The following is a 12874-nucleotide window of genomic DNA, read 5'->3' as shown; positions in this document are numbered from 1 at the left end:
AATGATTCCAAGGAAGAAAATAAAACGGTCCGAGCTGCATCGAATGGTCTGGGAAGAGGCGCTCTCAAAGCTAGCCCCGAAACTCGGCTTGTCCGACGTCGGCCTGCGCAAGATCTGCAAACGCCATAACATTCCGGTGCCGCCGCAAGGCTATTGGGCGAGATCGCCGGAACGACGGTCGCCAAAGCGAACACCCCTCCCGCAACCTGACAAACACTGGGATCTTGAATTCAGCATTCCGTTGCAGGCGACGCCGGAGGCGCAAAACGAGCTGGATGAGAAATTCGGGCCGCAGATCGCGGCCGAGAGCCTGCCCGAAAATCAGATTGCCGTGGTCCCACACCAAGAGCCGCGCCATTTGATGACGAAGGCCGCCGCCAAGTGCTTGGAAAAGGCGCGTGCGGACCAATTCGGCGGGATCACCTGCGCGATTCCGGCCGCGTTCCGCGTGCGCATGCCGCGAGAGTCGATTGATCGCGCGCTCGGTATCATTGATGCGCTCGCCGCAGCGTCCGACGTGCGTGGTCTCGCCATTGAGAAAGGAGCAGAAAACGGCACGGCCGGAGTCCGGGTCGGCGGCCAATTGCTTCGCCTTAGCCTTGAGGAAACCTCGTCCCGCCAGGTTCATCGGGCGACAGAAGCCGAAAGGGATGCAATCCGCCGGCGCGGCTACAGTTCTGCACCGCTCTATGATCTCCGCCCGAGCGGGAACATGACGCTCAAGATCGAGAATATCTGGCAGGCAGGCGTTCAATCCTCGTGGCGAGATACGTCAGGCCGGCGGATCGAGGATCGGCTCAATGAGGTCATTGCCGGCCTCTACAGAGCCGCTCACGCCATAGACATCAAGGAACCGAAGGAAGCCGAGCGCCAGCGACGTGTCGACTCCGAGAATGCTCGCCGCGCCGGCCTTCGGGCCGAGCGAGAGAACGAGGCAAAATTCTTCGCTCAACTCGCGGCCAGCGCCAAAGACTGGCATCGCGCTGAAATACTGCGCGACTTCGCTGCCGCGGTTGAGTCGAACGCTCGCCAAGTCGGCGGAACTCTTCCCGAGGATAAGGCGGCCTGGGTGTTGCGAGCGCGGCGGATTGCGGACCGGGTCGATCCGTTGACGCCAAACCCGCCGTCGCCGCTCGACTACGCGGACGCCGACCTGCGGCCGCTCTATGGTTGGGAAACCTTGGATTAAAGCATTCGGCATTACCTCAATCGCCACCAGACACTGGGCACAGGTCAGTCTTTAGGGCGGTTGGTATTACTTGGACGAAAAAATATTCTCTTTAAGATACATCAAATGGTCGATCCGACCACGGACAATCAGTGGGAGCCGTTTCCGTCAAGAAATCCGGAACCTGATCGCCAAACGGACCGATTTCGGCCGTCAAATCCGCACGGATTGGGAATCCAGCCCTCGTGCGCGATCATGCCGCCGATATCGGCTACGGCGTTGCAAGGCTTTTTTCGATGGCCGCTAAATCATTGTCGGTATCTACGACAACGTGGTGACCAACGGGCAGACCCGCATCCCAACCGTGATCACCCGCATCATTTCCCCGGACAGCAGTTCGATCCCGATCGGTGCCATGCCGGCGGCAGACCAGAGCGGCTTTGCCGGCCTGCACGACCAAGTGGAAACCCATTTCTGGGAGAAGTTCGGTAACGCTATAATCCTCACGATCGGCGGCGCCGGTATCCAGCTCAGCCAGGGAACCGGTCAGAGCACGAACGGCTACAATGCCCAGCAAATTGGTGCTGCGGCAATCGGCCAGCAAATCGGGGAGTTGGGGCAGGAATATGCCCGGTCCGGGCTCTGAATCCCGAACACTCTCCGCATCAGGAACGGCTACAACTTCGTCGTGCAGGTCACGAAAGACATGGTGCTTCGGCCCTATGTGGATAGGCGGAGCACTGCGGTTCAGCCGGTAAATCTAGGAGCGCCGCTCTAGTGACCGAGCTTGCGGCGCTACTTCCATCTTCTTGCGGCTAACTTCAAACGCCGCTCTCGGCCGGTAACACGCCGCCTGACGTCATCATTGGCTCACTCTGAATATCAGAAACGTCGATCAGGTTTGCTATTCCACCTTGTTCCATAATCAATTTGACAAGCAATAATGTTCGCGTGTCGATCAGCCTCTGAAATGCCGCGACGTCATGATCTGTCCAAGCTCTGGACCCGCCTTCTACAATCAGCTTGTTCCATGACGACCTGTCTATGTGGTCATCAAGCGGGCGCTGCTCGCCTTCATCCAACCGTTCCTCTTCAATCCTACCCATACCTCGACCGCGATTATCGGACGCAGCAAGCCACCTCAAGTTTCCTAGCGAGTCGCCAACTACACGTCGCAGGTCTCTAAATTTGTCCATGTCTGAGGTCGAAAGCTCCACCCTCTTCGCGGCATTACTCCAATGAAAACCGAACAAGCTCTGCGGGATGGCATGGTCAAGATCGAAAGGTAAATCGTCATCGCGTGTAGATGTTGGATTGTAGTGGGGGAACGTCCTCGTAATGTAACGGCGTTGCATCCAGATCAGCAAACGTTTCTGAGATTCACTGTGTGTGGACAACATCCGCAACGCCTCGCCCGGGCTTGGGTGCCCCGGGTCATCCTTGCTGCTGAAGCGCTCGGCCCATGTTGCTAGCTTGCAGCCGCGCTGTTGAACCTCCTCCGTAAGACCCTGCCAATCGTCCGGGCGCGGGGCGCAGCGCGCAATCCCCTCAGCTTCAAAATGCCTCAGAAGGGATGCAACCGAGCGCTCTCCAAAGGCCCAGTTCTTAGACTCAAGTTCGACAAACGTTCGGTAAGAAGCCTTGTCCTCATAACCGACGAAAAGAAGCCAATACAAGACAAACGCTATAAGAGCGCTACGGTCTGCTCCACTCCACGAAGAAGCCTCACCCCGCTTGAATGTAAATAGTAGGAGAACATCCAGGAGGTCTCGAGGCAAGCGAGCGAGTAACATAGATGGCAGGCCAAACGGATTACTTGTAGAGTGATATAGCAGGCCATCGTAAAGTTTCTCGATAGCTGTCAGCAACCTGAATGGTGCCTCTTCATTCTCGGGCAACATCGATTCGAAAAATGATTCGGTTGTTCCGGCCCCTTTCTCATGAAGGGACCGGACCCGGTCCGGCGTCGGTCGACCGGCTCGTTCCCACTCCTTCGCCTCTGGCCACGGTGCGATCGTTTGTGCTATGCGCAATGCACCGAGAACAAGATCGACCTCAGACACAAACCGACCAACCTCTCGCACAATGTCGGAAATCCGGTCATGTACCTGAGGATAGCGATCCTTTATTAGAGAATAGATCAGTTCCTCGTCTGAGAGCCGAGTGCCGCCTTGACCAAGTCTACCAAAAAAACGCGGATAATTGCTCTCATCTAGCACGGATCCACTTACCAGCTTGACGATGATCTCTGCATCGAGTGAGCTTTGAAGTCGTATAAGGAGATCGTTGGTATCGACGCGAATCGGAACTGCGGCCCTTTCTGCAATAGTTTGCAGTTGTTGTTGTGTCTCTTCTTTTCCTAGGGTGATCAAGTCGGATAGAATGTCACGGAGCGGCACCGCACACTTGGCCGAGATCAAAGGTGCAGCCGTCCTCTTTGAGAAATCTTTGAATATGACCTGCGGTGGTTTGGGTGTTCCATCCTCTTCCGGGGGCCAATCCGTATGGACAGTGTGCCGATCTTCGGCCCTGACTTTCTCGTTCGGTGCATCGGGTTTATACCCGAACGGCTGACCGATGCTGTTAATCCGAAGTTCAAATAGTCGGTCGCCCGAAGCCTTAGCGCTACCGATATCAACCCAAAGCTGAAGCGAACTGGCGAGTGAACCTGCGCCAAGCCCTAATAGAATGGCGGTCAGTCGCTGCTGCCCATCGAAGAGCTGGAAGTCGCTGTCTATAAGGACCTCAGTCTTGTTATCGAGACCTCTGCCATATTGCCGAGCCTTATTCGTCTCGACCTTGGTAACCATCATCATCCCGGCGGGGTAGCCGCGCATTAGACTGTCCCAATAGTTGATGATCTGCTCATTACGCCATACAAAAGAGCGTTGTATAGGTGGAAGTCGAAGCCGACTTTCCCCTTGGTTCTTAAACCAAGCCGCTACTCGCCCGACGCTCATAAGTTGGACCGTTCGTGCGCCTTCGAACAGACTGCTGAAAGATGGCTCTACCGCGCCGCATGTCATCGTAAACGTGCCGTGTTGACCGGTGACTTCGTTGTCCAATTCTCAGACTCCCTGAACATGGTGTTGACCAACAACCAGCATCATATTGTCAATGACCGACGGCATGGTGCACTGCGACCACTTTGGCTGTCTCGGCGAGATAGAGGCGAAGCTCCGCTGGTTCGATTATCGAAACTGCCGTGCCCCACGTGAACAGATGCCAGCATATTTCCTTTAGTCCACCGGCCCGAAAACGAACGGTCAGTGAGCCTGTAGCTTCGCGTTCGAGAACTTGTGAGGGATGGAAGACCCAGTGCTCCGCATCGTCGGCCGCTTCCGGCGCGAACCGTAGAACCACGTCGATTGGCTCCTCTTGGAACACGCCAAATGATCTCGCCGAGTAATCAGTTAGGCTAAAGTCTTCTCGTCGCTGAAAACCCCGGTCGAGGAGGTCAACTGACGTAATTCGATCAAGCCGCCAGAGGCGCATCTCAGGCAATTCATCCACATGTGCGACTAGCCACCCACGTCCGCCATATAAGAGGCCGTAGGGACATAGAATGCGGGCTGCTTGAACTTCTGTGTCCGGTCCAGCGTAGCGCACGACCACTAGTTGCATCCCCAGGATTGCGCGCCGTAGCGTAGGCAAAACACCAGCTGCGATTGTTGGCCGCGGTCCGGGGCGCATTGCGATACCCTCCGCTTCCATCAGCGCTGCAATGTCGGGTTCAGCTTGGCGCAGCGCATCGGGCCGCATGACCGCACGTAGCGTCGTCGAAGCCTCACGTAGCAAGGCGGCGCGATTGTCTTCCCCCCTCGCGTCACACTCACGGGCTGCCGTTTCTATCGCCGCGACTGCTTCTGCCCGAAGCTCGATCACCCCGACCAGCGCGCTGCCCGGCAGGCGCCAGCGGCGAATCCGCTCCTCGTCGTCCCACCAATCCATCTGCGGGAACATGGCTACCAAGGAGTCGCGTAGGCGCTCGGCGGTCCGGCGCCCGACTTCAAGCTCTGTGGCCATCTCGTCGAGCGTGAGCCCCGTACGGGTTCCGGCCAGGTGGCGGGCAAGGCGCAGCAGCCGTTCCGCCGGGGCATATCGCATACTGCCATGCTGCCCCGGCCCGTCAACGCGGGCAATCATCAGGCGGCAGCCGGCCGGCCGAATCCAACTGGGAGCCGGGCGCCAACCCGCCCTTGGCATTCGTCTTTCAGAAGACGCAGCAATGTCGTCGGGTCCGGCTCTCCGCCACGCACCGCCGCCCGCCGACGCACCAGCGCAAAATCCGCCGGTGTCAGTGTCCGCAGATCGTACAAGCCCGCGGGAGCGGCCGTGCCGAAGAACTGGCGGAACGCAAGCCTGGCTTGTGCCGCGGTCAGCCAATCGAACCGTAGTTTGACTAGGAACCGGCGCAGGCTGGCGCGATCCAGCCGCTCGGCCAAGTTGGTGGTGCAGGCAAAAGGCAGCTCGTGGCACTCCATCCAGGTCAGCATCTCGTTGACCTGGCTGATTTCCCAGCTCCGCACCGCATCCGAGCGTTCTAGCAACAGGCTGTCCGCCTCGTCGAACACCAGGAAGGCTTGGGCCTCCCGCGCCTCGGCAAAGGCGCTGGCGATGTTCTGCTCGGTGCCACCGACAACCGGGTTCAAAAGGTCGGAGGCACGTTTGTGCAGCACCGGCATGCCCATGCGGCCGGCTAAGTGACGTATCCACGCGCTCTTCCCTGCGCCAGGTGGCCCGGACAGCAGGAATGACACCGCGCGCGTGGCGCCGGGGCGAACCAAGTCGGCCGTCAACGCGGCAAGATCGCAGTCGGCGTTGACCAGTGCAGGATCGTACATGGCATCCGGCGCCTTTTCGGGCACCGGCAGTTCGCCGCCGCGCACGGCGCGTGCCACACCCTCAACAATCAGACGCGCGGTCTCCGCCCCGCCGCCGGCCAGCCGTGTCGCCCGCATGGCGCCGGAGGCGATAGCGGGGGCCGCCGGTATCAGGCGGGCCAGACGCGCCGCATCCGTGTCTTGCAGGACCACGCCCTCGGCCTCGCCCATGCGACGCCACAACCTCGTGCGTGTCGCCAGGTTCGGCACCTTCAGCTCAAGGCACATCGTCATGCGGCGCAGCACCGCCGGACCGAGCACGCTGATGTCGTTGGCAGTCCAGATCACTGGAACCGTCAACTCCTCAAGCAGGCGGTGGATGAACACGCGCGAGCTGGTCACCGGCTCGTCGTCCTGGGTGCCGCGGCGGACGAACAGGTCCTCCGCTTCGTCGAACAGCAGCACGGTGCCGCCGGGCGGGGCGAGGCGCTGGGCAAGGCGCAACCCGGCCAGGCGGTCGTGACGCTGCGGTTCCCCTCCCTCCTCGTCCGCCTCAGCCACGGGACGGAGGCTGGCGCCGACCCGTGCCGCGAGCGTCGCCGCAAACGAGGTCTTGCCGGTGCCGGGCGGCCCATAGAGCAGGATGCTGACGCCGGCGGCCTTGCCAGCCAGTGCGGCCCGTAACACGGAGGCGGCAATGTCGGCCACCTGGCCCAGATGCGAGAACGCCTCCCAGGGTAGCGATTCGGGCCTGCTGGAACCCAGCAGCTGATCAAAAAAGTCTGTTGCCGGGAAAATGTCCCGGCGGATCAGCGACGCCAGCCTGTACGGGACACCCAGGCAGCCGAAGCGGTCCAGCTGCAATAGCCCGCTCGCCAGCAGTTTGGCCGACGGCATGAGGCATCGCGCAATCTCCGATGAAGGCACATGAAGAAGCAGACCGAGAAGCCCTGCATCGCGGCTCAGCCTTCTGTTGCCGCCCCGGCACTCGCTTATGATGTCGAGCAGTTCTTCAACCCGCTGGCCGAACTTGTAATGAAGTACTAACGCCAGGATGCGGGCGGAAACCATGTCGAGTTGGAGCACCCGGCTCAGCTCGTCGATCCAAGACGCAACCGGCGTTTCCAAAACCCTCGTCGGCGTTGTCAGGGCGGCGTCCAACGCTTCCCCGACTTTCACCCAATCCTCGACGGGAACTGCGTTCCGCCGCGACCGGAATGTACCTTCCCATTCTTCGGGTACAGCGCCATCGCTCAAGCCGAGCGCCATCGCACTTGCAGTCAGCCAACTCGCCAGTCCGCGCGCCTCGGGCATTCGACGATCGACTGCTGCGTACACGTTCTGCGCGTACACCAATGCGTCGATTGGGTCTCCAGTACCAAGAACGTGCTGCAAGCGGACATGTTTGAAAGGGACGCTCATGGCAATTTTCCAAATTCTGAATACGCAAGGGGGGTTGAGCACGTCAGGATCGGGCGGATGGGCGGCGTGACTGCCGCTTTATCGGCCGCTGAAATTGGGGGAGAGGGGCAGAGGGGCTGCCCCCCACGCCTATCAGTATCGCCGCAGCGCCTGGCCACGACGCGACTGCGCGCGCGCCTCTGCCTGGCGAAGCTGGGCGGCGGGTATCACCCGCCCAGCTTGGCGCGGATCACCGAGCCCGATCCCAATCTCGATGAAGCCGTTGCTGCGGATGTGCGAGCACACCGCCAAAGTCACGCCCGTGTGCACGATCTGGAAATGCGCCATTTCGATACCCTGGCCGCGGCGGGCGATCTCGCGCCAGGCTGCCAGGGCAGCTGGGCGGAGCTGGACTCCGAGTGCCGCGCGGGCCTCGGCGGACGGAACGATGACGACGGGAGCCTGAACCTGAAACATCGCGATCTCCTCAAAGAACAGCATGGGCCAGACCGTCCGGACGGATTCCGGTTGAGGGCTGAATCATGTCTGTCGAAGGAGGCGGATCGGGTGTTCATGTGGAGCCTCAGATAAACGGGCAAGCGACGCCTTGTCACGTGCCGGAACCGACAGATGCGCCTGCTCTACGACAGAACTGGACGTCACCATTTAGCCGGTCGCGAGTCTCGCCTTGCCGTTCTTATGACAATGGCGCGATGAAGACGTGGGGTGGGACCCGAATGGTAAGGCTGCCGTGAATGAGAATCTTCCTTAATGACGAAAGATTACCCCCTGAAGACGGTAAGGGCTGGATCATCGTTCGTAGTGTCGGCGACGCCATTACATGGGTCGAGGCAAATGGATTTCCTGTCTTTGTCAGCTTCGACAACGATCTCGGCGAACGCGAGCCGGAAGGCCGCTGCTTTGCATCATGGCTTCTAGAGCTCGACATGGACTTAGGTGATATGCCGGAAGACTTTGCCTTCTACGTTCATAGCCAGAACGTCGTCGCCGCGGACCACATTCGCAGCAGAATTGACGGTCATCTGGCCGAACGCACAAGGGAGAAAGCAGCAGGGCGTCCCTGGCCACCACAGCGGCCCAGGGAGCCCTGGGGTCGGCTGGGGTAGAGCTTTCCCACCACGCTGCGTCCCGTGAAAAGCGGGCCCAGTCTTTCACCTTGGGGGCGAGATCGTCATGGGAGGACAGCACCTCACCAAGTCGCGCTACATGGCCGGGCTACAATGCCTTCGGCGGCTATGGCTGCTGGTCCACGAGCCGCCTGCCTTTGACGAGCCGGCACCTGGATCCCCGATCGACGTGGGATACGAGATCGGCCGCAAGGCACATCTGTTGTTTCCAGGTGGTGTCCTGGTCACAGAAGAGCCCTGGCAGCATGCCGAAGCGGTTCTGCGCACCGCCGCTCTGATGGCGGACCCGAGCGTGCCTGCCGTGTTCGAGGCGGCCTTCGAACATGACGGTATCCGCATCCGCGTGGACGTGATCGAGCGCCTGGGTGATGGCTGGGGCCTGCGCGAGGTCAAGAGCAGCACCAGAATGAAAGATCACCACGTTGAAGACCTGGCACTTCAGGCTTTCGTGCTGGCCGGCGCCGGCGTTCCGGTCTCCTCAATCGAACTCGTCCACGTCAACAATACCTACATCCGCGGGAATGCCGGCATTTGTTGGCAGGATTTCTTCAGCCGCACGGACGCCCGCGAGGCGGTCGCTGCCGATCTCGAAATCTTGCCAGAGAGATTGCCCGCCATGCGGGACTGCCTGGCTATGCCGGCGCCGCCGGCGACCGAAACGGGCGGGCACTGCGGATCGCCATACGGCTGCGAGTTCTGGGAGCAGTGCACGGCCGACAAGCCAGCCGACTGGATTACCTACCTGCCGCGACTGTCCGCAGCCCGTGGTGACGAACTCAAGGCACTCGGCATTGAGGCCATATCGGCCATACCCGCCGATTTCCGCTTACGTGGAAACAGGTCATCATCCGTGATGCGATAGTAACGGGCTGTCCCTATGTCGCACCCGATCTCGGCCGTCTGCTGCACGGCTTTCAGCCGCCCGCCTGCTACCTCGACTTTGAAGCAATGATGCCGCCTGTTCCCCTGTACGTAGGCACGCGGCCGTATCAGACCATTCCCTTTCAGTGGTCGCTGCACGCCATCGATGGTGACGGCATGCTGCACCATCGGGAATTCCTGGCCGCCGGGAATGATGACCCGCGACTCAGCTTTGTGGAAACCCTGATCGTCGCTCTGGCTAAATTCACCGGACCGATCCTGGTTTATTCACGATACGAGCGGACCCGGCTACGCGAACTTGCCGTTCAATTTCCTGATCTACGACCCGCAATCGACCAGATCATAGGGCGAATTCTGGACCTGCTACCCATCGTTCGAGGCGGGGTGTACTTGCCCGCGTTCTCGTTCAGCAACTCGATCAAATCTGTCGCTCCGGCGCTGGCCCCGGGGTTCGGTTATGCCGATCTCGACGGTGTTGCCGACGGCATGGCGGCGTCGGCAGCCTTCGTTCAGCTCGCGTCCGGCACCATCTCGGATACAGGCCAGGTCCTTCAGCTCCGGACGGCGCTGCTGGCCTGCTGCAAGCGGAATACGCTGGCCATGGTCGAGGTGCATCGCGCGTTGATCCGTCTCGTCAGCGAGATTCAAGCTACGCCCGAACCGAGCGTGACCACATCTGACGCCTTGATGACGGCAGATGGGGTGCCTTCGTCGGAGTCAACCCTTGCAATCCAGCTTTCCGCCACCTTCCAGCCTCGATGAGCTGACCACCCGAACTACTCTCTTTACTCGTACAGCCAACCGAATACTCGATTGACCCGGCCTCCTCGATCGGCGTGGCGCAAGGCGCTGCCATGGCCGCTTGCCGTCATCGATTTCGAGGCAAGCTCTCTTGATCAAGACGGCTATCCCATTGAGGTTGGGCTTGCGTTCTGGCCCAGCCCTGATGAACCCATTTCCGGTTGGTCAACGCTCATCCAGCCTGCGTGGGAGTGGACGCGAAACGGTCACTGGAGCCCGAAATCGGCGAAGGTGCACGGGATTTCCGGGAGGGAACTCCTTGCCGATGGCAAGCCGGTTGATTGCGTTGCTGCAATCCTCAACGAGATGCTCGGCTCCGCGAGGACCGTATGGTGCGACGGAGATGCATACGATATTCATTGGACAGGCGAGTTGTTCAAAGCAGCCAAGGCCACACCCCTTTTCCATCTGGGCGCGTGGCACGGCCTTATCGCCATGGTAGGGCCTACAATGCGGGAGCGCGGGTTGGAATGGCTTGACCAGGCGCCGGCACGGCACCGGGCGCGGGACGATGCAGAGCAACTGCTGCGGGCGTTAGCCTATGCGGTCGGGATCGAGTCCATCACCGTTCAGGATTTTAATCGTTGATTGGCCGTTCAGCCGCCGTGGGCATAGTGTGGGACGTGCGCGACGGCAACCGACCGCCGCAGTTGGTCATCGACGGCACATCGCTCGTCGAGGCTGAACCATATGGCGATTTCCTCACCCATGCACGCGGACACTACGAGGTGTGGGAGGGCTGGCGCCAACTCGGCCCCGCAGGCCTGATCGGCCGCGGCCTTCCGCCCGCCATCGCCTGGCACGAATACGAGCATTTTCCGCGCGGGCGAGTGGTATTCAACACGCGTTCGCGCCGCTTCACCCTCTATGCCGACAGCAAGCTCCAAGGCCGAGACACGCGGCTTGAAGTGCTGGGCATGTTCGGCCTCGACCCCTTGTTTTGCGACGTGCACTCCGACTCTCACTACCGCACCAGCGATTAGACTTAGGTGCTGACTTCAAACTAAGGCTCGTCGCAGCAACACGACCTAAACTGACGCAGTTGGTTCGTAACTGGTGCGACGCACGCGGCAGAGAGAACGAAGCACCATGAGCAAGCTAGGATTGGGAAGGCGGGAGGCGCTAGCGGGCAGCCTGGCAATCGTTTTGGCGGCTTCGCCAAGAGGCAGAAACGGTGATGGAGTTGCCCACTCCACCTTGTCTTGTAAGGAGCCGGAGTTGCTGGCGGGAAATCCCGGTTCATCGCCGTTCCAAGAGGCATTCCTGGCCTGGTTTCGCGAGGAGCCAAAACGCTTTAGGTTGCCAGTGTCAGTGGGCGCAGTCACGTCCAGACGCATCCAGATGCGCATTCAAGGTCTTCATCCGGCGATCTACATATCAATCGAAAATCACCCCGAAATCAATGTCTTCGTTGTATGGGAGGGGGTGGGGTGGGACCAGCTGCTATGGCTGTTCGCGGACGAAGAACCGATTCCCGGCGGCGTTGGGTGGATGGACAACTCCGTGCTTCCAGACTTCCAGATTATCCATCCGACGCGGGACGGCGGGGCAGGCTCGACCCGCCGGCAGACGGACGGCCAGCTGCTGCGCCATTTCGTGACCTGCCTCGCCGCGCGCCCGGACATGCGGATATTCGAAGCTCTGGGGCATCAAACCGAGAGCAGTTGCGGGCGAAGATCCCCATCTTCCGCCGAGGGCCCACGAGACGCAGCCGCGTCTGCGGAGACGCGACAGCCCTTGCGCCTGGGCGCCGCCCGTGGATCGCTATTGCTTTCGCCGTCCAGCAGCTTGGCGATCTCTGCCGAGACCCGGTCGGCCGCTAGAGAAACAAGGGCGTCGAGGGTAGGATCGTCGTCACGCCATCAAGGCGTCCGACTGCGGCGATGGCTCGCTCATAGACGCGCATGAACCACCCAAGCTCGGGCGCCGGCTTCGGCGGCAGCGGGGCGGGCACATCGGCGCGCACGCGCTCGCCTGAGGCACTCGTCTCGACATAGGCGCCGAGCCTTTGATTCTGCCCGTCCGTCACACCCGATCCTTTAACTAGCCTCGCCCCTATTAAAGGTTATGGCCCTCATACCTTAATAGTGCTGGACGCTAATTCAAACATGCCAAGCGGCCGGCGATACTAACTTCGCCTTCACGGTGCTCATTCGGCTCCCACAGGGAGCGGCAGGAGATGGCCATTCGTTTGCGGAAGCCGGCAAGATGACCCGGCACCCGCACGGACGGTTCGACCTTTTCGCGTCTGGGCCGCGGTCTTCGGCTCGCCCTTGGTTTCGCGGTCCAGATATTTCGCTATTTCCGCCGATACCTGGTCAGCGGCGACAGCAAGGGCCGCGTCGAGATGACATATCTCTGAGTGACGCCGCGCGACGAGTGACCGAGCAATCCGGCGATCGTCAACTCGGAGAATCCCAGATCGCCGGCGATGCTGGCAAAGGTGTGTCGAAGGACGTGCGGGGTCACGCCGGCAAGTTTCGCCTTGGCGCAAACCCGATCGAGCACTCGAACAACACCGATGAAATGCCCATCTCCGACATCGGCGGGGAACACGTAGGGCGAATGCTCCTGGACAGGCTGGCTTTCGATGCACTCGATCGCCGAGACGCCGACCACGCGGAGTTGCTCGCCGTTCTTGGTGTCGGGGA

The 12874-nt window shown here is 60.5% G+C and carries 13 protein-coding genes (1 of these 13 only partly in view); 7 read left to right on the top strand and 6 right to left on the bottom strand.

Features of this window, described 5'->3' with window-relative positions:
- Window positions 1–43: 43 nt before the first annotated feature.
- A complete protein-coding gene (locus LGH83_RS13575) occupies window positions 44–1189 on the top strand; it encodes a hypothetical protein (protein ID WP_227399122.1) in 1146 nt (381 codons plus the stop codon).
- Window positions 1190–1502: 313 nt separating this feature from the next.
- The gene (locus tag LGH83_RS13570; RefSeq protein ID WP_264478957.1) at window positions 1503–1814 is read left to right on the top strand and encodes a TrbI/VirB10 family protein; all 312 of its coding nucleotides are present in this window, start codon (window positions 1503–1505) and stop codon (window positions 1812–1814) included.
- Window positions 1815–1989: 175 nt separating this feature from the next.
- Here LGH83_RS13570 and LGH83_RS13565 read toward each other — a convergent pair whose 3' ends face one another.
- From LGH83_RS13565 to LGH83_RS13550, 4 genes are all read right to left on the bottom strand, one after another.
- The gene (locus LGH83_RS13565) at window positions 1990–4233 is read right to left on the bottom strand and encodes a DUF262 domain-containing protein (RefSeq protein ID WP_227399121.1); all 2244 of its coding nucleotides are present in this window, start codon (window positions 4231–4233) and stop codon (window positions 1990–1992) included.
- Between the two features lie 49 nt (window positions 4234–4282).
- Entirely contained in the window at window positions 4283–5314 is a 1032-nt protein-coding gene (locus tag LGH83_RS13560) for a helix-turn-helix transcriptional regulator (protein WP_227399120.1), read from the bottom strand.
- Window positions 5314–7413, bottom strand: coding sequence for an AAA family ATPase (locus tag LGH83_RS13555; RefSeq protein WP_227399119.1), 2100 nt, complete (start codon window positions 7411–7413; stop codon window positions 5314–5316). Before LGH83_RS13555 ends, LGH83_RS13560 begins: the two co-directional genes overlap by 1 nt.
- A 132-nt stretch (window positions 7414–7545) precedes the next feature.
- On the bottom strand, window positions 7546–7893 hold the full coding sequence (locus LGH83_RS13550; protein ID WP_227399118.1) for a hypothetical protein: 348 nt from the start codon (window positions 7891–7893) through the stop codon (window positions 7546–7548).
- A 254-nt stretch (window positions 7894–8147) separates the two neighbouring features.
- Between LGH83_RS13550 and LGH83_RS13545 the strand changes: the two genes are divergently transcribed.
- The 5 genes from LGH83_RS13545 (at window position 8148) to LGH83_RS13525 (ending at window position 11206) form a co-directional block, all read left to right on the top strand.
- On the top strand, window positions 8148–8519 hold the full coding sequence (locus tag LGH83_RS13545) for a cyclic-phosphate processing receiver domain-containing protein (RefSeq protein WP_227399117.1): 372 nt from the start codon (window positions 8148–8150) through the stop codon (window positions 8517–8519).
- 67 nt (window positions 8520–8586) lie between these two features.
- Entirely contained in the window at window positions 8587–9402 is an 816-nt protein-coding gene (locus LGH83_RS13540; protein ID WP_227399116.1) for a CRISPR-associated protein Cas4, read from the top strand.
- Window positions 9403–9488: 86 nt separating this feature from the next.
- Complete coding sequence (locus LGH83_RS13535) at window positions 9489–10184, top strand: DUF2779 domain-containing protein (RefSeq protein ID WP_264478956.1); 696 nt, start codon at window positions 9489–9491, stop codon at window positions 10182–10184.
- 51 nt (window positions 10185–10235) lie between these two features.
- A complete protein-coding gene (locus LGH83_RS13530) occupies window positions 10236–10811 on the top strand; it encodes a 3'-5' exonuclease (protein WP_227399115.1) in 576 nt (191 codons plus the stop codon).
- Entirely contained in the window at window positions 10808–11206 is a 399-nt protein-coding gene (locus tag LGH83_RS13525) for a hypothetical protein (RefSeq protein WP_227399114.1), read from the top strand. Before LGH83_RS13530 ends, LGH83_RS13525 begins: the two co-directional genes overlap by 4 nt.
- Before the next feature lie 836 nt (window positions 11207–12042).
- Here LGH83_RS13525 and LGH83_RS13520 read toward each other — a convergent pair.
- Window positions 12043–12252 (bottom strand): hypothetical protein, encoded by a 210-nt coding sequence (locus LGH83_RS13520; RefSeq protein WP_227399113.1) that lies wholly within the window; start codon window positions 12250–12252, stop codon window positions 12043–12045.
- Window positions 12253–12521: 269 nt separating this feature from the next.
- On the bottom strand, window positions 12522–12874 hold the 3' portion of the coding sequence (locus LGH83_RS13515; protein ID WP_227399112.1) for a site-specific integrase. It continues 139 nt past the right edge of the window; only the last 353 of its 492 coding nucleotides appear in the window; its start codon lies beyond the right edge, outside the window — the gene reads right to left on this strand; the stop codon is at window positions 12522–12524.

The organism is Lichenihabitans sp. PAMC28606 (assembly GCF_020616535.1).
In the GTDB taxonomy this organism is placed as follows: Bacteria; Pseudomonadota; Alphaproteobacteria; order Rhizobiales; family Beijerinckiaceae; genus Lichenihabitans; species Lichenihabitans psoromatis.
Note: the sequence above shows the minus strand (reverse complement) of the source record. Positions and strands in the feature narration are given on the sequence as shown.